Genomic DNA, 21,955 nt, shown 5'->3' on the forward strand with positions numbered 1-21,955 from the left:
TTGGGCCGGGGGGCGGTCGCCATCGTCCGCGGCGCCGCCACCTGACGGGCGCAGCTCGCCCGCCCCGACCGGGCCCGGGTCAGGACCGGGCCCACCGGCTCCGGTCCTGACCCGTCCGGAGGTGGACGGCGGGCCTGCTGAGCGCCGTCCGGCGGACCGGCCAGCCCCAGCACGGCAACCGACCCGCCCGCACTCAGCTCCACGGTGCCCCACGTCCGGACAGCGGCGCGCGACTCACCCCGGCGAGCCGCGACGCCGCGGCCGAGGCTAGGCACTGCCACCGGCAGCGGACAAGGTCCGCCGAGTCCCAGCCCGCACTATTCCCACCAGGGAACAATCCCGGCAGTCCGGCGTAACGCCTCACCCGACTCCGACGCTGATCGGCGTCGAACCGCCGTCGCGCGGTGGTGGCCTTCGCTGGGTGCGCCGCCTTCGATGGCGGTGGTCAGAAGTGACGCAGCAGGTCCGGGAAGGCTTGCAGGTGCAGCACACCGGCGTCCGCCGGGTCCAACTCGTCGTGCTCCAGCACCCAGGTGTTCGCGTTCGGGATGAACACCGCGTTCCAGCCGGCGGCCCGGGCGGGCAGGATGTCCGAACGTGGCGAGTTGCCGACCATCCAGGCCCGGCCCGGATCCAGCGCGTGCCGCCCAGCCAGCCACCGGTAGGTCTCGACGTTCTTCTCCGCCACGATGTGCGCGGCGGAGAAGTGGTGCAGCAACCCGCAGGCGTCCAGCTTGCGCTGCTGCTCCGCACGCTCGCCCTTGGTCAGCAACAGCAGCTCGTGCCGGCCGGCCAACTCGTCCAGGGCGTCGGCCACCCCCGGCATCAGCTCGACCTGGTGCGTCACCAGGGCCACCGCCAGCTCGTCGATCTCCCGGCGCTCCGCCTCGGTGGCCGGACGCTGGCGCAGCCGTTCCAGGCACTCCCGCAGGCTGCGCAGGAAGACCTTGCTGCCGTACCCGTGGGTGACGGCGTTGGCCCGCTCGATGTCGTCGAGCACGGCCCGCAGCTGCGCCCGGTCCAGCGTGGGATGGTCCAACCACTCCAGGAAGTCGTCGATCACCCGCTCGAACACGACGTTGTTCTCCCAGAGGGTGTCGTCGGCGTCGAAGACCAGCACCCGTCCCGGCTCGATGGCTGTCTCACGCGTCACCTGGCGGACTCTAGGCGAACCGGCGCACGCCCGACGACCCGATAACCGGAGACCTGTCCCCGATCGGCTGCATTCCAGTGACCGTCGTACCGGCGTGTGGAGTCACTGGAATGCAGCCGATCGTCGGCTCAGGCCGGCGTGAAGACCACCCGGGAGCGGATCCTCCGGAAGCCGGTCCGCTCCAGCTCCGCCACCACCGCCACCCGGTGCGCGTCCACGTCGGCGACCACCTCGTACGCCCCGCCGCCGGCCAACGCCGCGACCGCGTCGGCCAGCAGCTCACCCAACACCGACTCGTCCAGCAGGCCGAGGTAGGCGATCATCGGGAAACAGGCGTCGGCCGTCGGCCCCGCCAGCCCCACCGGTTCGTCGCCGTGCAGTCCGACGCGCCAGTTGCCGAGCGGCGTACCGGTCAACCAGGCCATTGGATCGCGGGCCAGGTCCACTCCGGCCACCGCCCGGGCGGTCTCGGCACCGGTCAGCACCACCGGTTCGGCGATCCGGGCCACCAGCGCCTCGATCTCCGCCGCGTCGGCGGCGGGGCGGAACGAGAACCGGCCGGACGGAGCCGGCAACGGACCACCCGCCCAACTGAACCGCAGCCGCTCCCCCCGCTCGACCAGTCCCGCGAGCCGGGCCGCAGCCATCGTCGCCTCGGCGACCGCCCGCACCTCGGGCTGCCGCCGCCAGTACGCCGGCAGCGCCGCGTGGTACACCTTCGGGCCACCCAGCGCGTCATGCGCGGCGCGCAGCAACGCCGCACCGACCTCCGACGCCGTGCCGACCGGCCCCGTAGGGTCGACCGGCCCCGCGGGATCGACCAGGCGCACGGCGTCGACCGACCCGGCGGGCTCGGCCGGCCGCGCCGCACCGGTGAACGAACTGAGATCCAGGTCGAAGCGTTCCAGCCACGGTTCGCCGACGGCACCGGGCAGCAGCAGCCAGGCGGCGCGCCCCACCACCCGGTCGCCGCGCAGCGCGACGAAGGTGTGCTCCGGCCGGTAGCCGCCACCGGCGATCCCGTCGGCGTAGCTGATCTGTCGCAGTTGCGGCAGCGGGTCAGTCATCGAGTCGAACAGTTTCTCCTCGCCCGCGACGAGCGGGCGGATGACCACATCGGTCATGGCAGATCCTCCGGGACAGCGACGCCCCGGGTCAGATCCGCGTGGACGCCGGGCCGCGGACGGGGCGCAGAACATCGGACATTGTTCTGACCTCCTCTCCACTCGATCGGCGTGCCCGCGAACCTACGCCCCCACCCCACCCCCCGCAACCACCCGCCCCCTCCCCCTCCCCGTCCTCCTTCCCCCTCTCGGTTGATCAAGAAGTTTGCGTCGTTCCCGCGCACGAACTCCGACCAAAACTTCTTGATCACCGCGCCGGGATGGGCCGGGAGGGGCCGGGAGGGGGCGGGGAGGGGGCGGGAGGGTGGGGTGGGTCAGTGGGGGTTGAAGAGGGTTTCGCTGAGGAGGTGTTCGCGGTGTTCCTGGGTGTCGGGGCGTAGGCGGCCGCCGCGGGTGAGCATCACCATGCCGTGCAGCAGGCTCCAGCCCAGCTCGGCGAGGATGTCGGCGTCGCGGCCGGCGGCCAGGGGCGTCAGCGCGGTGCGCAGCTCCGCGAAGGTCGCCGCGACCGTCTCGGGCACCTGCTCGGCGCCGAGGGTCAGCTCCGGTGTGTGGGCGAACATCGCGTCGTAGACCTCGGGATTGGCGTACGCGAAGTCCAGGTAGGCCGCCGTCACCGCCGGCCAGATCTCCGTCGGGTGGTCGACCGCCTCGCGTGCGCCGGTCAGTGCGGCGGCCAGGTCGGCGAAGCCGCGCACCGCGACGGCGGCGACCACCGCGTCCCGATCGGCGAAGCGCTGGTAGAGCGCACCGAGGTCGACGTCGGCGCGTTCGGCGAGCCGGCGGGTGGTCACCGCGGCCAGGCCCTCGGCCTCGGCCAGCTGCCAGGCGGTGGTGACGATAGCGTCGCCGTCCCGCCCGGTGCCTGGTTCGTCTGCTCCGGACACGCCGCCGATGCTAGCCCCACGTCACGCAGGGTCACCCGGTCGCGACGGATTGGCGACTGAAGGCGGCGGCCCGGTCAGCGGCGCAGGGTGAGGATGAGGTCGGCGACCAGGGCGGTCCAGCCCGTCTGGTGCCACGCGCCGAGACCGGCGCCGTTGTCGCCATGGAAGTACTCCGGGAAGGCGACCAGGTCGCGCCAGTCCGGGTGGGTCTGGAACAACTGGGCCGCCCCGTAGATCGGCCGGCGGCCCCAGCCGTCGCGGGTGAACAGCGCGATCAGCCGGGCCGACAGATCGTCGGCGATCTCGTCCAGGGTCTTCTTCACCCCGGAGCGGGTCGGGTACTCCACCTGCAGGTCGTCACCGAAGAACGCGGCGTAGTCACGCAACGCGCTGATCAGCAGGAAGTTGGTCGGCATCCAGATGGGGCCACGCCAGTTCGAGTTGCCACCGAACAGGCCGCTCGTCGACTCGGCGGGCTCGTAGCCGACGCAGAACTCCTGCCCGCCCAGGGTCACCGCGAACGGCTTGTCCAGGTGGGCGCGGGACAGCGTCCGCAGCCCGTACTCGGAGAGGAACTCGTCGGTGTCCAGCATCCGGGCGAGCAACCGCACCACCTGCTCCGGGCCGCACATGGACAGCAGCCGCTGCTGCCGCCCGTCCGGGCCGAGCCGCCGCGCGCCGACCACCGAGGCGTACTCGGGCCGGTTGGTCAGGAACCAACGCAGCCGGGCACCCAGTTCGGGCAGCCGGTGCAGGGTCCGCGCGGTCAGTCGGGTCACCGCGGCCAGCGGCAGCAGACCCACCACCGAGCGCACCTTCAACGGCACCTTCGTGCCGTCGGCCAGCCGCAGCACGTCGTAGAAGAACGCGTCCTCGTCGTCCCACAACCCCTGGTCGTACGCGGCCGCCGCGATGTAGGCGAAGTGTTCGAAGAACTTCGTCGCGGTGTCCACCCAGGTGCGGTCGTGCTCGGCCAGCACGATCGCGATGTCCAGCAGGTTGAGCGCGTACATCGCCATCCAGCCGGTGCCGTCGGACTGCTCCAGCACCCCGGCCACCGGCAGCGCGGCCGAGCGGTCGAACGGGCCGACGTTGTCCAGCCCGAGGAACCCGCCCTCGAAGACGTTGTTGCCGCCGGTGTCCTTGCGGTTGACCCACCAGGTGAAGTTCATCAGCAGCTTGTGCATCATCCGGGCCAGGAAGTCGTGGTCCCGGCTCCCGTCGATCTCGAACACCTTCAACGCCGCCCAGGCGTGCACCGGCGGGTTGACGTCGCCGAAGGCCCACTCGTACGCCGGGATCTGCCCGTTGGGGTGCAGGTACCACTCCCGCAGCAGGAGCAGCAACTGTTCCTTGGCGAAGTTGGGGTCGACCCGGGCGATGCTCACGCAGTGGAAGGCCAGGTCCCAGGCGGCGTACCACGGGTACTCCCACGGGTCCGGCATGGAGATCACGTCGAAACTGGTCATGTGCCACCAGTGGCTGTTGCGCCCGTACCGTCGACCGGCCGGCGGGGTCGAGCCGGGGTCGCCCTCCAGCCACCGTTTGACGTCGAAGTGGTAGAACTGCTTGCCCCACATCAGCCCGGCGATGGCCTGCCGCGCGATCAACGCCTCGTCGGCGCTGGCCTCGGCCGGGATGACCGCGTCGAAGAACCGGTTCGCCTCGGCGCGACGGGCCCACACCACCGCGTCGAAGCCGTCGCCCAGGTCGGCCGGCGGCGGCTGGCCGCCGCCCGGCGGCGGGGCGGTACGGGTCAGCCGCAGCCGGATCCGCCGTTGCTCGCCGGCCGGCACGTCCAGCACGTAGTGCAACGCCCCCTTGGTGCCCTCCAGGTCCGGGTTGACCGTCTCCGCCCCGTCGACCACGTGGTCGTTGATGCCGTCCTTCGGGTACGGGGTACGACTCGGCAGCCCCCACAGCCGCTCGGCGTTCGTGTCGTTGTCGCAGAGCAGCGGCGTCGGGTCGCCGTCGCCTTCGAGCATGATCTGACCGAGCACCCAGTGCTCGCCGACGAGCCGCCGTCCGGCTCCGACGATCCGGGGCACCCGGTCACCGCCGGGCAACCCCCATGCCCAGGTGTTGCGGAACCACAGGTGCGGCAGCACGTGCAGCCGGTCGGCCTCCTCACCACGGTTGGCCACGGTCACCACGACGCACATGTCGGTCGGGCCGGCCTTTGCGTAGTCGACGGTCACCGCCCAGTACCGGTCGTCGTCGAAGATGCCGGTGTCGACCAGCTCGTACTCGGTGTCGTCCCGGCCGCGCAGCCCGTTGACCGCGACCAGTTCGTCGTACGGGAAGGCGGCCTGCGGGTAGTGGTACCGCCACCGCATCCAGGAGTGGGTGGGCGTGGAGTCCTCGTACCACCAGTACTCCTTGGCGTCCTCGCCGTGGTTGCCGCCGTCGCCACCGAGGCCGAACATCCGCTCCTTGATGATCGGATCCCGTCCGTTCCACAACGCGAGCGCGAAACAGAACGTCTGCCGGTCGTCGCACACGCCCGCCATGCCGTCCTCGGACCACCGGTAGGCTCGGGACCGCGCATGGTCGTGGGGAAAGTAGTCCCAGGCCGTGCCGTGCTCGCTGTAGTCCTCCCGTACCGTCCCCCACGCCCGCTCGGACAGATAGGGACCCCATGCGCGCCAGTCCTGCTCCCCGGCATCGGCCTGGGCGAGCCGGATCCGCTCGACGTCGGGGGCGGAGGGCGAACTGTCATTGATCACCTGAACATCTTCGACGCCGCCGGGGTACTTCTCCACAGCGGCCATTGTCGTCGTGTCGTGTTACGCCTCGCCGCCGTGGAGGAAAGTTGATCGAGATTCGCTACGGTTCGCAGGTCTGCGGCGAGCTGACCAGCGCCGCCAGCCGCGAGTGGCTGGTCCCCGACGGCCTGGGCGGATTCGCGATGGGCACCGTGGGTGGGTTGCGCACCCGCCGATACCACGGGCTGCTGGTGGTCCCGGGCGCGACGCCGGCCTCCCGCACCGTGGGACTGGCGAGCCTCGATCCGGCGGTGCTGCTGCCCTCCGGCGCCCGGGTGCGCCTCGGCGCGCACGAGTGGGTCTCCGGCGACGTGGATCCGCGCGGCTTCGAGCTGCTGGAACGCTTCGACCTGGCCGACGGTCTGCCGCGCTGGCGGTGGCGGGTCGGCGACGTGGTGATCGAGCGGGAACTGGCCATGCTGCCCGGCCGTTCCTGTGTCGCGGTGGTGCATCGGCTGGTCAGCGGCCCTCCGGTCGAGCTGGAGCTGGCCGCCGCCGGCACCTGGCGGGACGCGCACGGCGAGCGACGCGGCGACGGGCCACCCCTGCGGATGGACCCGGTCGACCGTGGCGCGGTGATCGAGGGGGCGTACCGGCTGTCCGGGCCCGGCTGGTCGCCGCAGGGCCACTGGTGGCGGGGCGTGTACCACCGCGAGGAGGCGGCCCGGGGCCTGCACCCGGACGAGGACCTGTGGTACGCGGGCCAGTTCCGCGACACCCTGCACCGCCCCGGCGACACGCTGTCGGTGCTGGCCTGGGCCACGGACCTGGAGCAGGAACCGCCGCCCGGCCCGCAGGTGGTGGCGGCGGCGCGGCACCGCAACCGGCAGGTGGTCGCGGCGGCCAGGCCGGCCGACGCGGTCGAGGCGACCCTGGCGCTCGCCGCCGACGCGTTCGTGGTGCGGACCGCCACCGGGCCGGACGTGGTGGCCGGCTACCCGTGGTTCGGCGCCTGGTCCCGGGACACGATGATCTCGTACGAGGGGCTGTTTCTGCGTACCGGCCGGGCCGACCTCGGCCGCGAGCTGCTGCGCTCGTACGCGGCGACGCTGTCGGAGGGGATGCTCGCCAACACCGCCGACACCGGGCGGGTCGAGTACAACACCGTCGACGGCACGTTGTGGTTCCTGCACGCGGTCAGCCGGCACGTCACCGTCACCGGCGACACCGACCTCGGCGACGAACTGCTGCCGGCGCTGCGCGCGGTGGTCGACGCGCACGTGGCCGGCACCCGGTACGGCATCGCCGTCGACCCGGCCGACGGACTGCTCACCTGCGGCGCCCCCGGGGCCGCGCTGACCTGGATGGACGCCCGGGTGTACGGAGTGCCGGTCACCCCTCGGCACGGCAAGCCGGTCGAGGTCAACGCCCTGTGGATCAACGGGGTGGCCGGGATCGCCGAGCTGGCCGAACTCGCCGGACAGGACGCCGACGAACTGCACCGGCTGCACGATCGGGCGGTCAAGGCGTTCCGGGACCGCTTCCCCACCCCGGCCGGCTGGCTGCACGACGTGGTCGACGCGCCCGCGCCGGCGTACCCGCTCGGTGGTGCCGCCCACCACGACGACGACCTGCTGCGTCCCAACCAGCTGCTGGCCTGGTCGCTGCCGTTCGCGCCGATGGAGCCGGACGCCGGGGCACTGGGCCACCTCGGCGCGGGGCTGCTCACCCCGCTGGGCCCGCGCAGCCTGTCCCCCGACTGTCCCGGCTTCCTCGGCCGGCACCGGGGCGGACCGGCCGAGCGGGACACCGCGTACCACCAGGGCACGGTCTGGCCGTGGCTGATCGGCCCGTACGCCGACGCCGTCCGGCGGGCCGGGCTGCCGGTCGACGACCTGTTCACCGGTCTGGAGGCGCACCTGAGCGAGTACGGCCTCGGCTCGGTCAGCGAGACCGCCGACGGCACGGCCCCGCACACCGCCACCGGGTGCCCCTTCCAGGCGTGGTCGGTCGCGGAGCTGCTGCGCGTCCGCCGGTAGCGCTTTACACCCCCGCAACGGTTACGTCTCCGCCGGTTAGCCAGCTACGACCAGGATTGGTCCCGATCCGGCCGCAACGCGAACGCCACCCGTCAGGGGGCTTCCCAGGGGTGCGCGGAGACAACTCAAAGGGGGCGCGTATGTCACCGAACGCCGACGTGATCGACATCAACCCCGCACGCTCGCAGCGGGTGCTGATGCTGTCGTGGGAGTACCCGCCGGTGCTCGTCGGCGGGCTCGGTCGACACGTGCACGCCCTGTCGGTCGCCCTGGCCGCCGCCGGTCACCACGTCACCGTCGTCACCCGCCACACCGACGGCGCACCCCTGGAGGAATACGTCGACGGCGTCCACGTCGTCCGCGCCGCCGAAGACCCCGTCACCTTCCCCCTCGCCACCACCTCACTACTGGCCTGGACCATGGCCTTCAACCACACCCTCACCCGCGCCGCCCTGCACGCCACCACCACCGCCACCTACGACGTCATCCACGCCCACGACTGGCTCGTCGCCCACACCGCCATCACCCTGCGCGACCACCTCCACCTCCCCCTCGTCACCACCATCCACGCCACCGAAGCCGGCCGACACCAAGGCTGGCTCCCCGACGACATGAACCGCACCATCCACGGCGTCGAACACTGGCTGAGCAACGCCTCGAACCGGGTCATCGCCTGCTCCGGCTACATGCGCGATCAGGTCACCACGCTGTTCGACACCCCCGGGCACCGCGTCGACGTGGTGCCCAACGGCGTCGACGACCGGGCCTGGCGGGCCCGGCCCCGCGCGGTCGCCTCGGCCCGCGCCCGCTTCGCCGGTGACGGTCCGCTGGTCGGGTACGCCGGCCGGCTGGTCTACGAGAAGGGCGTGCAGCACCTGGTCGACGCGGTGCCGAAGCTGCGCGCGCGGCATCCCGGGCTGCGGGTGCTGATCGCCGGAGACGGCCCCTACCGGGGCGAGTTGGAGGACCGGACCCGTCAGCTCGGGCTCGGCGGCACCGTCCGCTTCACCGGTTTTCTCGACAACACCCAACTGCCGGCGGTGCTCGGCGCCACCGACGCGACGGTGGTGCCCAGCCTCTACGAACCCTTCGGCATGGTGGCGCTGGAGGCCGCGGCGGCCGGAGCCCCGCTGGCCGTGGCCCGCACCGGCGGGCTGGCCGAGATCGTCGAACCGGGCGTCACCGGCGTCACCTTCCCGCACAGCGACCCGTCGGCGCTGGCCGGTGCCGTGGGGCAGCTGCTCGGCGACGAGGTCTTCGCCCGCCGGGTCGCCCGGCAGGCACGCAGCATGGTCGGCCGGCGGTACGGCTGGGCCACCATCGCCGCCCGCACCGCCGAGGCGTACGCCGCGGCCCGCCGCGAGCACGTCACACCGCAGCCCCGGCGCACCGCCGCCGAGCTGCCCACGCGCCGACAGACCATCGCCATCCCGGACGGCAACCTCCTCGCGGTGGGCGGGGCCGCCTCCTGAATGGACCGGCCGGATAGGTGAATCCCGATCCGCTGGCTAGGGTCTGTGTCGACGTCCACGGTCCGACCGAAGACGTCGACACGGACCCTGGGGGTGTACGCCGGACGCGGCGGATGGGAGCGATGTGCGAACGGTGATCGCCGGCCGGTACCGGCTGCTCGACCAGGTCGGGCGCGGCGGGATGGGGACGGTCTGGCGGGCCGAGGACGAGCTGCTGCACCGCCAGGTGGCGATCAAGCAGGTGGTGCTGCCGGCCTGGCTCGGCGGGGACGAGCTGGACCAGTTGCGGGCCCGTACCCTGCGTGAGGCGCGGACCGCGGCGCGGCTCAACCACCCCAACGTGGTCCGCGTCTACGACGTGGTCTCCGAGGCCGACGTGCCGTGGATCGTGATGGAGTACGTGCCGTCGCGCACCCTCCAGGACCTCCTCGACGCCGGCGGGCCGCTGCCGCCGCAGCGGGCCGCTCGGATCGGTCTGGCCCTGCTGGACGCGCTGCGGGCGGCGCACGACGCCGGGGTGCTGCACCGCGACGTCAAGCCGGCGAACGTCCTCGTCGCCGACGACGGTCGGGTGCTGCTCACCGACTTCGGGCTGGCCGTGTTCGACGGTGGCGATCAGACGATGACCGGGCCCGGCACCATCCTGGGCTCGCCGCAGTACGTCGCGCCGGAACGGGCCGCCGAGGGGGTGTCCAGCGAGCAGGCCGACCTCTGGTCGCTCGGCGCCACGCTGCACGCCGCGGTCGAGGGCCGCGCCCCGTACGCCCGCAGCACCGCCATGGCGACGCTGAGCGCGCTGGCCGCCGCACCACCGGACCCGGCGCCGCATGCCGGGCCGCTGTCGGCGGTGCTGGCCGGGCTGTTGCGCCGCGACCCCGCGCACCGCACCGACCACACCGAGACGCGCCGTCGGCTGCTGGCCGCGGTCGGGCCCGCCGACGAGCCCGACCGGTCGGGTGCGGAGACCGCTGCCCTGCCCACGGCCGGATCGTCGCCCGCCGACACCGCCGCGTCGCCCGAAGCCGCAGCCGCTCCGGCGACGCACGAGCCGGACCGGGCCCACCGGCACGACGCGGACCGGAGTCACCGGAACGAGCCGGAGCAGACCAGCGGGCACGGCTCGGACCGGATCGGCGGCTCCCCGTCGCCCACGTCGTCCGCCGGCACCTCGACGGTCACGCCGGACGGCGAGCCGCGCCGGGATGCCGTGGCCCGGCCCTGGGCCCTGGCGGCGGTCGCCGTGCTGGTCGCCATGGCGGCCGGGATCGGCACCGCCCTCACGGTGGTCGGCACGGGCGCGGACCAATCCTCGGAGCCGGGCAGCCCTCAGTCGTACGACGTGGGCGCGCCCGGGCCGGACAACCCGTTACCGCGCGACGGACGACGCCCGCCCCCGCCCGGTCCGCCGCCCGGCGGCCTCGTCCCTCCGCCGCTGCCCTGCGTACGGCCGTGGGTGGACGGTGCCTCGCTGCGCTCCGCCCCGCCCCGGCCCGCCGACGGGTTCCGGCCGCCCGCCGGGTGGGTGTGGCATGCCGACGCCGGCGGCTTCCGGGTGGCGTTGCCGGCCGACTGGCGGCACTCCCGCGAGGACGACGTGGCCTGCTTCCAGGATCCGGCCACCGGTCGCGCGTTCACCGTGGCGGACAGCGCGGACGCCACCACCGAGCCGACGGCCCGACTGCGGGCGGTGCGGGATCGGGAGTTGGCCGGCGGCACCCTGCCGGGCTACCAGGAGTTCCGGCTCGGTCGGGTCGGCGAGGCGATCGAGTGGGAGTTCAGTTGGCTGACACCGCACGGTGACCGGCTGCGCGCCACGCAGATCGTGCCGGACGGTCCGGCGCGGAGCCGCTCCTGGACGCTGGGCTGGATCACGCACGAGCGGGACTGGACGACCGCGGCGAGCCAACTGGCCACCGTCCGGCTCGGCTTCCGAACCGGACGGTAGAACCGGTGTCAGCCGGTGAGTGCCACGATGCCGCGGATGGTCCAGCGGTTACCCTCCGCGTCTTCCGTGGTGAACGCACAGTCGCCGAAGATGTCGTCGGTGAGAACGTCCGTGACCGGGGCACCGGCCGCTCGCACCCGTTCCAGGAGTGTCTCGACCTCCCAGCCGTTGGTCCCGATGGTGAATCGGTGGTGTGCCCCGTCGGAGGCAGCCGGTCCGTTCGGACCGGCGCCGGCCTGACCGATCGTGACCCGGTTGAAGTAACCCAGCGAGAGGTCGACCCGGTGGACCGCACCGGTCCCGTCGGTTTCGACCGCCTTCTCCTCAAAGCCGAGGACGTCGACGAGGAACCGTCGACCGATCTCGATGTCCCGGTAGAGAACCATGAGACCTCCTGGCGTCGGAGCATCAAACGGTACGGGTCGATTCAGCGTAGCGACAGGCGGCAACACAGCCACCGGCGTCAACCGCCCGACACCGCACGGGAAATCGGCGAGCCCACCCGGTGCAGCGTGCCGTCGGGATCGACGAGAGCGAACTCGCGCAGGTCGTACGGGGTGTCCCGGGGACCGGTCAGCCGGCCCTCGACACCTGACGCGGCCCACTCGGCGTGCAGCGCGTCGACGTCGGAGACATAGAGGTAGACGGTCGAGGCGGTGCGGGCGGGATCATGCTCGGCCCACTCGGTGAGGTGCAGCGAGACAGCGTCGCGTTCGACGAATCCGTACCGCTCGCCCCCTGGGTAGGCACGCACGGTGAAGCCCAGCCTGCGGTAGCGGTCGAGCGCGGCATCCAGGTCGCGTACCGGCACGACCGGGGCGACACGCTCGAACCTGATCTTCTCGGCCATCCGGTCCTCCCGCCAGCACTCCGTCGGCCAGGACGGTAACCCGCCCCACCGACATCCACCCGGGCCTCGGGCGACACCGCCGTCCCATGGCCGACAGATCGTGCCGACCAACCGCCACGCGCTGCCATACTCCCTGGTGGTCGGCGCGGTCCACGGACCTACTCCGACAACCGTCCGAAGTGGACGACGAAGACGGTCCCCCTGCGGCGCCGCCGCGAACTACAGTGGCGTAGTTTTGGCGCTCAAGATCCCTGGGGAGGGCGAGCCGAGATGATGGGACCGTCGCACGCGCTGTCTGGCGCGGCGGTATGGCTGAGCGGGTCCTGGGCGCTACAGCACTTCTACGACTACGAGCAGTCGCCGTTGGCGTTGGCCGTCGGCACCGCCGTCTGCGCCGGTGGGGCGCTGCTGCCCGATCTCGATCTGTCCGGCAAGGTCACCCGCAACCAGGGTGGCGCCACCGTGGCCCGTACGTTCGGCGTCTTCTCGCTGTTCGTCGCCGAGGTGGTGGAGAAGGTCTCGCTGGGCGTCTACTACGCCACCAAGCTCAGCCGTGATCCCAAGCGCAGCAACGGTCACCGGACGCTCACCCACACCATCCCGTTCACGGTGCTGGTGGGTTGGGGCACCACCACGCTGTGCGCCCGGTACGGCAAGTGGGCGGTCATCGGCATCCTGTTCTTCATGATCGGTCTCGCCCTGCGTGGCCTGTTCGACGAGTGGGCCGAGCGCGCGGGCTGGGTCATCGTCACCCTGGTCTCGGCCGGCGCGGCCACGTTCACCGCGGCGAACCTGCCCGGCGACCGGGGTTATCCGATGATCGGGCTGGCCGTCGGCGTGGGCTGTTTCGTGCATATCATCGGTGACATGATCACCCGGGCCGGCGTACCGATCCTGTGGCCGATTCCGATCAAACGCCGGATGTGGACACCGATCAGCCTGCCCGACAGCATCGCGCTGCGGGCCGGCGGCAAGACCGAGATCGTCGTGGTCCGCACCGCGCTGACCGTCGTCTCGGTGCTGGCCGCGGTCGGGCTGGTCGCTCCATCGGTGCTGCAGAAGTTCAATCTCGACCTGTGAGCGTCGAAGCCGTCGACCCGGCGGTCGTGGCCGCCGACGAGGTGGTGCCACGGTTCTGGCAGCGGCTCGGCCTGCCCGGCCTGGTCGACGTGCACGTGCACTTCCTGCCGCCGAGGCTGCGCCGCCGGGTGTGGGAGTACTTCGACTCGGCCGGCCCGCTGGTGGGGCTGGAGTGGCCGATCCGGTACCGGTGGAGCGACGCCGAACGGGTCGACCACCTCCGTCGGCTGGGGGTGCGGGCGTTCAGCGCGCTCGCGTACGCCCACCGGCCCGGCATGGCCGAGCAGCTGAACCGGTGGACGCTGGACTTCGCCCGCGACACCCCCGGATGCCTGCCGTCGGCCACTTTCTTCCCCGAGCCGACGGCGCCGCGCTACGTCGCCGAGGCGATCGACGCCGGCGTCCGGGTGTTCAAGGTGCACGTCCAGGTCGGCGGTTTCGCGCCCACCGACCCGGCGTTGGCCCCGGTGTGGGACCTGCTCACCGAGGCCGGCGTGCCGGTGGTCGTGCACGCCGGGCACGCCCCGGTGGGCACCGCGCACACCGGGCCGGAGCCGTTCGCCGCACTGCTCGCCCGGCACCCACGGCTGCCCGCGATCGTCGCCCACCTGGGTGCTCCGGACTATCCCGCCTTCCTGGATCTCGCCGAGCGGCACGAGCGGGTACGCCTGGACACCACGATGGCGTTCACGCCCTTCTTCGACCGGTTCGTGCCCTTCCCCGCCGACGAACTGCCCCGACTGCGTGAGCTGGGCCTGGCCGGCAAGGTGCTCCTGGGCAGCGACTTCCCCAACATCCCCTACCCGTACGCCGACCAGTTGACCGGTCTGGCCCGACTCGACCTGGGCGACGACTGGCTGCGGATGGTCTGCTGGCGAGCCGCCGCCACCCTGTTCACCCTGCCCCCACCCTGACCGCCCCCACCCCACCCCACCCCACCCGTTGATCATGAGGTTAGCGGCAGTACTTGATCTTCAACCTGCCGCTAACCTCATGATCAACGAGGAAAAGGGTGGGTGGGGGTAAGGGGTGGGTGGTCAGACGCCGACGCGTTGTTCGGGGACGGTTAGGCCGTAGAGGGCCATCAGTTCGGGGGTGTCGACGCGGCTGCCGTCGGCGACCGCGTCGCAGGCGATGTCGACGATCTGGTCCTTGTGCGCCAACAGGTACGGGCGGGCGCCGACATCGGCGCTGGCCAGGGTGGCGATGCCCGGCCAGTGTCGACGGCCGAACAGCATCGGGTAACCGCGTAGGCCGTTGTAGGTGGCACAGACCAGCACGTCGGGGAAGGGCAGCGCGGCCACCCGACGGACCGCCGCGGCGGTGAGCCCCGGCATGTCCACCGGCACCACCACCGCCGCCTCGACCCGGTCGTCGTCGATGCCGGCCAGGCCGGCCCGGATGGACGAGCCGACGCCGGTGCCCCAGGCGCGGTTGACCACCACGGTGGCGCGACTCAGGTCGGCGGTCTCGCGGACCTGGTCGGCCGCGGCACCGAGGACGACCACGATCTGCCCGCAGCCCGCCTCCGTCAGCGTGTCGATCATCTGGTCGACCAGCGGCTTGCCGCCCTGGTGCAGCAGGGCCTCCGGCCCGCCGATCCGACGGCCACCCCCCGCAGCGATGATCATTCCTGCGATCCGGTTCAGAGCTGCGCTCCCTCCAGCGTGGAAGCGGTCGGGACCGCGCACGGCCCCGACCCTCCCGTCCTACGCACACCGTTTGCAACGACAGCGGTCGGAGGAGAGTGGCGGGGCATTTGGTGTAAATTGGGTATCTATCCGGACTGCATGGACACTTTTCGGGTACGACCGGCAGCGGCCGGCCACCAGTGCGTTCAGGATGCCGGGCTATGGCTCACGACGGGTGGCCAACCGCAGCCGGCGCTTGACACCGCCGGCCGCGCGGGTCCGCAGCCGGGAAAGGACGTTCACCTTGTCGGGTGGGGCGTCCAGCTGCCGGCTGAGGAGGTCGGCGTTGTCCAGCATGCCGACGATCGTCTCGACGGCGACCTGGAGCAGCTGGTTCTCGTCCAGTTCGTCGGGGCTGATGCTCTCCCGCATCACGGTCGGCCGCAGCTCGTCGAGGTCACCGACGATTCGACACGGATAGTCCTGAAGCTCCTTGATCTGCTGCTCGGCCAGCTCCCGCACCCAGTCGGCCCGGTCCAGACCGACACCGAACGGCGTCCCCTCGCGCTGCTTGAGCACGGCGTCGACCAGGTGCCGGTGTACCACCTTCTGGTACGGCGTCCGCAGCGGATACCTGTCGCCCAGCGCCAGGTTGACCCGGCGGAGCAGTTCGATCTCGGCGGCGCCGAGCGACGGATTCGAGGTGGGTTCGGCCAGTTCACACAGCCCGTCCGGGATACCGAGGATGCCGGCGAACCGCTGCCACAGCAGGTCCCTCGGTGCGCCGGGCGGCGGCACCGTCACCAGGTACCGGTGCTGCGCGGGGACCAGGTCGCCCCAACGGCGCAGCATGGCCGGTGCGGTGTGGTTGTGCCAGAAGGTGTCGGCCCTGCCCTCCTCGACGGCGCGCAGGAAGGCCCCGAACCGCCAGCCGCTGCGCGCCCGGACGCTCTGCTGCCAGAAGGACGGGAACGTCCGCCACAGGTCACGGCCGGCCGCGATGACGTGGACCTCGGTGGCCTCCAGGCTCTGCACCGCCCGGGCGGCCTGGGCATCGGTCGCCGCGCCCAGCCCCTCGTTGCTGATGATCGCGTCACCGGGCCAGTCGCGTACCTTCTCGGCCAGCCGGTCCCACGTCCAGTAGGCGTCGCTGTCCCGCCAGGGCGCCACGCGCAGATCGGCCATCGCGTGGTCGTGCGCCGCCGCACTGGCCGGCAACAGAATGCCGGCGTCCGCCAGGGCGGCACTGTTGTTCCAGAGCACGTTCTGCACATAGGTGCTTCCCGTTTTCGGCGCACCGATGTGCAGATAGACGCGCCTGGCCATGCCGCCTCCCTGGAATCGACATCACGTCGACCGACGTGGTCACGTTTGCGGAGCCAGGGTGACATACCGCAGGCGTACGCCAAAACAGCGGGCGACGCCTTTTCAGGCGGGCGAATTCCCGGTTGTTCGACGATGCACGGACCACGAAAAAAAGGTGAACATCTGGTTGCCGGCGTACGCGGTCGGCGGTTCGTCGAGGGCGATCACGCCGCGTCGGCGTAACACTCCACGATGGACAGATCCACCGGAAAGCGGACCGGCGTGTCACCGAACAGCAGCGTGGTGGCGCGCCGACCGGCCCGGTCGACCGCCTCGGCGACCTGCTCGGCCTGCTCCGCCGGACAGTGCACGATCACCTCGTCGTGCTGGAAGAAGACCAGCTCGGCCGGGCTGCCGGCCAGCTCGCCGCGAAGCACCGCGAGCAGGGTGGACGCCCACTCGGCCGCGGTCGCCTGGATGACGAAGTTGCGGGTGAACCGGCCCCGGGACCGGGCCGCCCGGGCGCGCGGCGACTGGACCTCACCGGCCTCGTCCGGGTCCGCCGGGGCGTCGTCGGCACCGAATCCCCCCGTACCCGGCGGACAGGTCCGCCCCAGCCAGGAGCGCACCAACCCGCCCGCCTCCCCGGTCCGCGCCGCCGCCTCGACGTAGTCGAACGCGGTCGGGTAGCTGTGTCGCAGCACCGCCAGGGCCGGCACCGCCGCCCCGCCGGTCTGCCCGTACATGGCGCCGAGCAGCGCCAGCTTGGCCCGGGCCCGGTCGCCGGCGAACGCGTCGCGGGCCAGCGCGGCGTAGAGGTCACCGGTCGCCCCGGCGGCGGCGAGCCGGACGTCACCGGAGACGGCCGCCAGCACCCGTGGCTCCAGCTGCCCGGCGTCGGCCACCACGAGCCGCCAGCCCGGGTCGGCCACCACCGCCCGGCGGATCACCTTCGGGATCTGCAACGCGCCGCCACCCCGGGTGGCCCACCGCCCGGACACCACCCCGCCCGGAACGTACTCCGGTCGGAACCGCCCGTCGCGGACCCAGGCGTCCCGCCACGCCCGGCCGTGTGCCGTCCAGATCCGGTACAGCTCCTTGTACTCCAGGACCAGCGGCACCGCCGGATGGTCGACGCCGCGCAGCACCCAGGCTCGGGTGTTCGGCAGCTCCACGCCGACCCGCGCGAACGCCTTCAGCAACTCGGCCGGGCTGTCCGCGTGCACCTGCCGGACCCCGAACGCGTCGGCGATCCGCGCGGCCAGCTCCGCCAGCCGGCGCGGCGGCCCACCCACCGGAGAGGGCTCGCCCAGCAACTCGGCGAGCACCGCGTCGTGCACGTCGGCCCGCCAGGGCAGCCCGGCCGTGCCCATCTCCGCCGCGATCAGCGCACCGGCCGACTCGGCCGCCACCAGCAGCCGGAACCGCCCCGGGTCGGCGGTCGCCGCGACCCGGGTGAGCTGGTCGGCGTACACCCGGGTCAACGCGTTGACGCCGGGGCCCGGCGGACCCGGAACGGCGTCGAAGAGCGCGGCCTGACCCGCGCCGGGCGGGGTGGCGGCGCGCGGCGGCGGATCGGCCGGCACCGGCGCACCGGTCAGCCGCGCCCAGGCCGCCGCCAGCGCGCGGGGCTCACCCCACCGGCCGGCGTACCCGAGCAGCAGCGCCTCGGTCAGCTCCACGTCGTGACACCGCTGCACCGCGACCCCGGCGCGGAGCAACGTCGGGTAGAGCGTGGCCCCGGACGCCCACACCCAGCGCGGCCGATCGGTGCGCTCGCGGGCGGCCACCGCGGCGGCCAGGTCGACGACCGGTTCGGGCGCGCCCAGCGGCGCACCGGTCGGGTCGAGGGGGTGCAACACTCCCCCACCCCGCTCGTCAGAGACCACCGCCACCAGCACGAACGTGATTCTGCCCGGCCCGTGCGACAGCCCGGTGCCGGCCTCCGTCCGCTCGTCAGCCCGGCCGGACGTTCATCCGCAGCAGTTCGGACTCGTCGGAGATGCCCGGTGGCGCCTTGGTGCCCGCCGGGAGCAGCGACCACACCTCCTGCTTGCGCACCAACCGGGGACCATCCAACTGCACCTGCTCGCCGCCGACGGACAGCCGCGCCGTGCCCGCCGCCAGGACGTTCCGCACCCAGTCGGTACGCGGCCCGTACAGGGGCACGAAGAGATATCCGTCGGGCAGCGGATGGGCGTCGAGCGGAGTCTGGTACGTCCTGCCGGACGACCTGCCGACGTGGGTCAGGATCGGCCGGACCCCCCGACGGATCTCCCGGGGGTTGACGACCCGCTTGTTGAACCGGGCGAGCCAGCGCGGTAACGGCATGCCGACCTCCTCGTTCTTCAGTGCGCGTCAGCGAACACCACCGAACCACCTGGCCAGCGCCACCTCAAGGGTCCGCTGGTCCTCGCCGACCCAGGCGACGTGTCCGTCGGGCCGAAGCAGCACCGCCGCCACGTCCAGTTCCTCGCTGGTGTCGACGACATGGTCAACCCGGTCACGCCAGCCGTCCACCGAGAGTCGCCCGGTCTGGTCGAGCAGCAGCCCGGCGCCGGAGCGCAGCAGCTCGAACAGTCGCCCGCGGGTGAGCTGGATGTCACGCAGCCGCCGCCCGAGCAGGGCATGGCCCTCGCCGAGGTCGTACCGGACGCCGATCGCCGTGATCTTCTCGATCAGGTACCGGTTGACGTCGTCGAAGTCCATCAGCTGCGTCAGCAACCGTCGGACGGCCCGCGGCCCCGGTTCGTTGGTGGTCAACTCCATCTGGGCACGCGTGTTGTCGAGCACGTCCGCCGCCACCGGATGCCGCTCGGACTCGTAGGTGTCCAACAGGTCGTCCGGCGCCCAGCCGTCGATCGCCGCCGCCAACTTCCAGCCCAGGTTGAACGCGTCCTGGATTCCGAGGTTCAGCCCCTGCCCACCCAGCGGCGGGTGGACGTGCGCGGCGTCGCCGGCCAGGAACACCCGTCCGACCCGGTAGCGCTCGGCCTGGCGGGTCGCGTCGCCGAAACGCGACAGCCAGCGGGGCGAACGCACTCCGAAGTCGGTGCCCGCGTACGCCCGCAACTGTTGCGTGAACTCGGCGAGCGTCGGCGGTGTCGACCGGTCCTCGGCCACGCCCTGCGCCGGCACGACCACCCGGAAGACCCCCGGTGTGCCCGACGGTCCGACGCCGAACCGTTTCTCGGTCCTGCGTACCCGCGCCACCACCGCGCTGATCTCCTCCGCGGAGGCGGTCACCACCATCTCGCCGAGCAGCGTGTCCACCCGCGACGGCTCGCCGGGAAACCCGACCCCGAGCAGCTTGCGCACGGTGCTGCGCCCGCCGTCACAGCCGACCACGAACCGCGCGCGCACCGGCGACGCGCCGTCGCCGAGCTGGACGGTCACCCCGTCGTCGTCCTGCTCCAGCCCGACCGCCGCGCAGCCCCGCCGGATCTCCGCTCCCACCTCGGCCGCGTGCGTGGCGAGCAGCCGGTCGGTGAGCGGCTGCGGAATGCCGAGCACATATCCGTGGGCGGTGTCCAGCCCGTCGGGGGCGGGCTTGTCGATGCCCGCGAAGAATCCCCGGATCGGAAACTGCTTACCGCTGCCGAGAAACCGTGCCAACAACCCGCGCTGATCCATCACCTCGATACTGCGCACATGCAGCCCGAGCGACCGTACGAACGGTGGCGGTTCGACCTCCTTCTCCAGCACGAGCACGCTGGCGTGCCGCAGCCGCAATTCGCTCGCCAGCATCATGCCGGTCGGCCCGCCACCGACGATGATCGCATCGAACATGAATCCCCCCGGGAATGCCGTTTCTTTCGCTCGGCGGACGATTGTGCGTCACGACCGGGGTCTTGCCGCAATACCGGGGGTGCGGTATATGTTGACAGTGGCAAGGAATTCTCCTCCTTGCCTTTGTGCTTTTCGAGTCCAGCACGCCGGTCCGCCTCCCGGGTCGTTAGGCTGGGCGCGTGATGGTCGACCTCTTCGCCGGGCGCACAGGTCCAGGCACGCGATGACAGAAAAGATCGACTTCAAGAAGACCATCGACGCCTACCGGGCACCACGGGGACGGTTCCGGATCGTGGACGTGCCCGACCTGCGGTATCTCATGATCGACGGCCACGGCGACCCGAACACCTCACCCGCGTTCACCACCGCCGTCGAAGCGCTCTATCCGGTGGCGTACAAGATGAAGTTCGCCAGCAGGCGCGACCTCGGCCGCGACTACGTCGTCCCGCCGTTGGAGGGCCTGTGGTGGGCCGACGACATGGCCGCCTTCACCACGTCGCGGGACAAGTCACAGTGGAACTGGACCCTGCTGCTCATGGTCCCGGACTGGATCGACGGTGCCATGTTCGACGCCGCCGTCGGGCAGGCAGGGGCGAAGAACAAGCCGGTACGCCTCGACGACATCCGCCTGGAACCGCTGTCCGAGGGACGATGCGTCCAGACACTGCACGTGGGCTCCTTCGACGACGAAGCCGCCGTGCTCGCGGAACTGCACGACGAGTTCATCCCGGCCCAGGGGCTGCGCATGACCGGCAGACACCACGAGATCTATCTCAGTGACTTCCGCAGGGTCGCGCCCGACAGCCGGCGCACCCTCCTGCGGCAGCCGGTCACCGCCGGGGTCGCGCCGTCGAAACCAGGATGACCGCGACACCGGCGGCACGTAGGGTCCGGCCATGTCCCGCACCGAGCTGCGGCCGTTCACGGCCGCCGACCTGGCTGCCTGCGCCACATTGCTCGCCGAACGGCACCGCCGGCACCGCGTCGCCCAGCCGCTGCTGTCCGCCCGGTTCGAGGACGCCGCCGCGACGCTGGCCGAGCTGACCACCGCGTACGAGACGCCGGACGCGTCGGGGGCGGTCGCCTACCGCGGCGGCGTCCCGGTGGGTTTCGTCCTCGGTGCGCCGAAGCCGTCCCCGCTGTGGGGGCCGAACATCTGGGTGGAGGCCGCCGGGCTGGCGGCCACCGACCCCGAGCTGCTGCGCGACCTCTACGCGCTCGCCGCCACCCGCTGGGTCGACGAGGGCCGCACGGCGCACTACGTCGTCGTGCCGGCGCACGACCCGGAGCTGGTGCAAGCCTGGTTCCGGCTGGGCTTCGGCCAGCAGCACGCGCACGCCATCCGGCCCGCCGCCGCACCGGCGGTGGTCACCCCGGCCGGGCTGTCGGTGCGTCGGGCGACCCGGGCCGACATTCCGGCACTCGCCCAACTTGATCTTGAGTTGCCGCTGCACCAGGGACAGTCGCCGACGTTCTCCGCCGGCCCGCTGGGCACGCTTGAGGAAGCCGCCGCCGAATGGACGGCGGACATCGACAACCCCGCGTACGCCACCTTCGTGGCCGAAGCGGACGGCCAGGTCATCGGCTCCGCCATCGGTTGCGCGCTGGAGAAGTCGAGCTCGCACCTGAGCCTGGCCCGCCCCGAACACGCCGGGTTCCTCGGCTTCGCGGCGGTCCTGCCGCACGCCCGTGGCGTCGGCGCCGGACGAGCCCTCGGCGCCGCTGTCGTCGACTGGGCGGTGTCGGCCGGTTTCGACAGCGTGGTCACCGACTGGCGAGTCACCAACCTGCTCTCCTCGCGAGCCTGGCCGAAGCTGGGCTTCACCGAGACGTTCCTCCGGCTGCACCGGCTGATCCGCTACTGACCGCGAAATCCGTCGCCGTCGTGGACGTGGGCCGGCTCGTCACGCCAGCCGGCAGTGAGCTACCACCGTCGACCCGGTCCGGCCGCTGCGATCAGGTGGCCGGCTGCTGC

Annotated in this window: 19 protein-coding genes; 7 read left to right on the forward strand and 12 right to left on the reverse strand. The window is 72.2% G+C overall.

What is annotated here, in order from left to right; all coding sequences use genetic code 11:
• The 5 genes from V5O40_RS08715 to V5O40_RS08735 all read right to left on the reverse strand — a co-directional run.
• Positions 1 to 203 (reverse strand): hypothetical protein (locus V5O40_RS08715; protein WP_332905002.1); only part of this gene is annotated, 203 nt, incomplete at its 3' end.
• A 242-nt stretch (positions 204 to 445) separates the two neighbouring features.
• The gene (locus tag V5O40_RS08720; RefSeq protein WP_332905077.1) at positions 446 to 1,120 is read right to left on the reverse strand and encodes an HAD family hydrolase; all 675 of its coding nucleotides are present in this window, start codon (positions 1,118 to 1,120) and stop codon (positions 446 to 448) included.
• Positions 1,121 to 1,281: 161 nt separating this feature from the next.
• A complete protein-coding gene (locus tag V5O40_RS08725) occupies positions 1,282 to 2,277 on the reverse strand; it encodes an acetyltransferase (RefSeq protein WP_332905003.1) in 996 nt (331 codons plus the stop codon).
• A 314-nt stretch (positions 2,278 to 2,591) separates the two neighbouring features.
• Positions 2,592 to 3,164, reverse strand: a complete 573-nt coding sequence (locus V5O40_RS08730) for a TetR/AcrR family transcriptional regulator (protein WP_332905004.1) — start codon at positions 3,162 to 3,164, stop codon at positions 2,592 to 2,594.
• A gap of 74 nt (positions 3,165 to 3,238) precedes the next feature.
• Positions 3,239 to 5,935 (reverse strand): MGH1-like glycoside hydrolase domain-containing protein, encoded by a 2,697-nt coding sequence (locus tag V5O40_RS08735; protein ID WP_332905005.1) that lies wholly within the window; start codon positions 5,933 to 5,935, stop codon positions 3,239 to 3,241.
• A 41-nt stretch (positions 5,936 to 5,976) separates the two neighbouring features.
• Here V5O40_RS08735 and V5O40_RS08740 point away from each other — a divergent pair, with 41 nt between their 5' ends.
• The 3 genes from V5O40_RS08740 to V5O40_RS08750 all read left to right on the forward strand — a co-directional run bounded on the left by V5O40_RS08740 (position 5,977) and on the right by V5O40_RS08750 (position 11,325).
• Positions 5,977 to 7,908 carry an amylo-alpha-1,6-glucosidase gene (locus V5O40_RS08740; RefSeq protein ID WP_332905006.1) on the forward strand — a complete coding sequence of 644 codons (1,932 nt, stop codon included), beginning with the start codon at positions 5,977 to 5,979 and terminating at the stop codon, positions 7,906 to 7,908.
• A 140-nt stretch (positions 7,909 to 8,048) separates the two neighbouring features.
• On the forward strand, positions 8,049 to 9,380 hold the full coding sequence (locus V5O40_RS08745; protein WP_332905007.1) for a glycosyltransferase family 4 protein: 1,332 nt from the start codon (positions 8,049 to 8,051) through the stop codon (positions 9,378 to 9,380).
• Between the two features lie 124 nt (positions 9,381 to 9,504).
• Entirely contained in the window at positions 9,505 to 11,325 is a 1,821-nt protein-coding gene (locus V5O40_RS08750) for a serine/threonine-protein kinase (protein WP_332905008.1), read from the forward strand.
• Positions 11,326 to 11,333: 8 nt separating this feature from the next.
• Here the strand turns inward: V5O40_RS08750 and V5O40_RS08755 are convergent, their stop codons facing one another.
• Both V5O40_RS08755 and V5O40_RS08760 read right to left on the reverse strand, forming a co-directional pair.
• Positions 11,334 to 11,711 (reverse strand): VOC family protein, encoded by a 378-nt coding sequence (locus V5O40_RS08755; RefSeq protein ID WP_332905009.1) that lies wholly within the window; start codon positions 11,709 to 11,711, stop codon positions 11,334 to 11,336.
• 77 nt (positions 11,712 to 11,788) lie between these two features.
• Positions 11,789 to 12,175: a bleomycin resistance protein gene (locus V5O40_RS08760; RefSeq protein ID WP_332905010.1), complete on the reverse strand. Its 387-nt coding sequence runs from the start codon at positions 12,173 to 12,175 to the stop codon at positions 11,789 to 11,791.
• Between the two features lie 270 nt (positions 12,176 to 12,445).
• Between V5O40_RS08760 and V5O40_RS08765 the strand changes: the two genes are divergently transcribed.
• Together V5O40_RS08765 and V5O40_RS08770 are read left to right on the forward strand one after the other, a co-directional pair.
• Positions 12,446 to 13,255, forward strand: a complete 810-nt coding sequence (locus V5O40_RS08765) for a metal-dependent hydrolase (RefSeq protein WP_269742430.1) — start codon at positions 12,446 to 12,448, stop codon at positions 13,253 to 13,255.
• Positions 13,252 to 14,169: an amidohydrolase family protein gene (locus V5O40_RS08770; protein ID WP_408631844.1), complete on the forward strand. Its 918-nt coding sequence runs from the start codon at positions 13,252 to 13,254 to the stop codon at positions 14,167 to 14,169. Before V5O40_RS08765 ends, V5O40_RS08770 begins: the two co-directional genes overlap by 4 nt.
• 123 nt (positions 14,170 to 14,292) lie before the next feature.
• On the opposite strand, the gene V5O40_RS08775 is transcribed toward V5O40_RS08770, so the two are convergent.
• The 5 genes from V5O40_RS08775 to rox form a co-directional block, all read right to left on the reverse strand.
• Complete coding sequence (locus V5O40_RS08775) at positions 14,293 to 14,886, reverse strand: nucleotidyltransferase family protein (protein WP_164448187.1); 594 nt, start codon at positions 14,884 to 14,886, stop codon at positions 14,293 to 14,295.
• 219 nt (positions 14,887 to 15,105) lie between these two features.
• Positions 15,106 to 16,212 carry a hypothetical protein gene (locus V5O40_RS08780; protein ID WP_332905011.1) on the reverse strand — a complete coding sequence of 369 codons (1,107 nt, stop codon included), beginning with the start codon at positions 16,210 to 16,212 and terminating at the stop codon, positions 15,106 to 15,108.
• A gap of 203 nt (positions 16,213 to 16,415) precedes the next feature.
• Complete coding sequence (locus V5O40_RS08785; protein ID WP_332905079.1) at positions 16,416 to 18,122, reverse strand: bifunctional 3'-5' exonuclease/DNA polymerase; 1,707 nt, start codon at positions 18,120 to 18,122, stop codon at positions 16,416 to 16,418.
• A 25-nt stretch (positions 18,123 to 18,147) separates the two neighbouring features.
• Positions 18,148 to 18,522: a nitroreductase family deazaflavin-dependent oxidoreductase gene (locus V5O40_RS08790; RefSeq protein ID WP_332905012.1), complete on the reverse strand. Its 375-nt coding sequence runs from the start codon at positions 18,520 to 18,522 to the stop codon at positions 18,148 to 18,150.
• 27 nt (positions 18,523 to 18,549) lie between these two features.
• A complete protein-coding gene (gene rox, locus V5O40_RS08795; protein WP_332905013.1) occupies positions 18,550 to 19,980 on the reverse strand; it encodes a rifampin monooxygenase in 1,431 nt (476 codons plus the stop codon).
• A gap of 223 nt (positions 19,981 to 20,203) precedes the next feature.
• On the opposite strand from rox, the gene V5O40_RS08800 reads away from it, so the two are divergent.
• Both V5O40_RS08800 and V5O40_RS08805 read left to right on the forward strand, forming a co-directional pair.
• Positions 20,204 to 20,845, forward strand: coding sequence for a GyrI-like domain-containing protein (locus V5O40_RS08800; protein WP_332905014.1), 642 nt, complete (start codon positions 20,204 to 20,206; stop codon positions 20,843 to 20,845).
• 31 nt (positions 20,846 to 20,876) lie between these two features.
• Complete coding sequence (locus V5O40_RS08805; protein WP_332905015.1) at positions 20,877 to 21,845, forward strand: GNAT family N-acetyltransferase; 969 nt, start codon at positions 20,877 to 20,879, stop codon at positions 21,843 to 21,845.
• The last annotated feature ends 110 nt before the right edge of the window (positions 21,846 to 21,955 follow it).

It is taken from the genome of Micromonospora palythoicola (assembly GCF_036689795.1).
In the GTDB taxonomy this organism is placed as follows: Bacteria; Actinomycetota; Actinomycetes; order Mycobacteriales; family Micromonosporaceae; genus Micromonospora; species Micromonospora palythoicola.